This window comes from Oleiphilus sp. HI0043 (assembly GCF_001634935.1).
The window spans coordinates 1-1,494 of record NZ_LWEY01001818.1; the positions used below are offsets into that span (position 1 = coordinate 1).

Here is a 1,494-nt window from a genome sequence, read left to right on the forward strand (position 1 = left end):
AGTAATACTAATACTCACTTTTATTTTATCGCCAACTTCTAAGGTCGAAGCGGTCATTTTGATAATGCCTTGTTCGGTAAACTTTTCTGCATTGCTGACTAGATTCGAAACGATTTGCTTAATTCTATTCGGGTCACCTTTTAAATACTGATGAGAAATGTCTGTGCACTGGAGTTCAAGCTTGACGCCTTTCTTTTCAACAGTCCCTTTCCATAAGCTTTCTTGGTGACGAAGAAGCTCAGAAAGGTCAAAATCGATATATTCGAGTTTTAGCTTGCCAGCTTCTATTTTCGAAATATCTAATATTTCGTTTAGTAGTGACAGTAAGGATTCTGCGCTAGAAAGAGATAGTTCAGCCTGATCTCGCTGCTGTTCGCTTAGATCGCTACCTAGTAGCAAGTGGAGCATACCCATAATGCCGTTCATGGGAGTTCTGATCTCGTGGCTCATGCTGGCTAAAAACTCGCTTTTAGCAACGTCTGCAGCCACGGCTTTTTGTTTTGCATCTACAAGGTCTTGATGAGCCCCTACCTCGGCATCAATGTCCTGCACTGAACCATACAAACGAAGGCAGACTCCATCTTCAAACTCTGCTTCACCGGTACTAGTGATCCAAATATGATGGCCTTTATGTGTTTTTACTTTTAACTGTTCAGCCCAAGGCGTGCCGGATCTGATGGCTTCGAGTTGGAGTGCTTCAAGTTTCCCCATGCTTTGTTCGGGATAGAATTGCTTGATAGAGTCGGGCGTGGGAGTGAAGCTATCGTCTACCTCAAATATCTCTCTCGTTTTTGACGACCAGGTTAGCACTTTACTTTGAATGTCATATTCCCATGCGCCTATTCGTGCCTGGCTGCTCATTGCTTCTAGTAGACTACTCTGTCGCTTAAGCATGCTCGTACGTTTGCTGACAATGTCTTCAAGATTTGAGTTAAGCGAAAGCAAGTTGTTTTTCGATTTATCAAGACGCTTTTTAAGTGATGTGAATACATTATCTAAGCGCCGTAATTCACGGCTATCAAGCCCGGGGTGTGAGAGTTCAGCAGATAGAGTTGGCCTATCGTCATGTATGTTGTCAAAGTCAGTTGTTTCCATCTTAATCAGAAACTTATCAAGTGCTTTAACTAGAAACTTGTTAAACGCCCACAGAAAGAGTATCCATAGCACAATTGACTTAATAACAGCGTTCACCAAAATGAATAGAAAATTGTGTTTAACTTGGTCTATTACTATGTCTCTGCTTGAAAACAAGTAAAGTGTACCCATTTTACGTCCATCGTAGCTCACCTCGAATTCTTGATAGAACTTATTTGCCCAGCTGTCTTTATCTACGTTCTCTTTGGGGCTATTTCCATCGACGAAAATCTGTTTCGATTCTGAATCTATCAGCAGGATTCCTGAAATATCGGCAAGCCCTAATACCCCCTGGAGCGTAGCTTCAAGTTGCTCCATATCATAATTCCACCAAGCTGTGGCAATAGACTTTCCAAAGAT

At 41.9% G+C, this 1,494-nt stretch carries 1 protein-coding gene; it reads right to left on the minus strand.

Translation table 11 applies throughout. The features are described from left to right. A partial coding sequence (locus A3729_RS27990) for a PAS domain-containing hybrid sensor histidine kinase/response regulator (RefSeq protein WP_304439777.1) occupies nt 1–1,452 on the minus strand: 1,452 nt, incomplete at its 3' end. Nucleotides 1,453–1,494 lie beyond the last annotated feature (42 nt).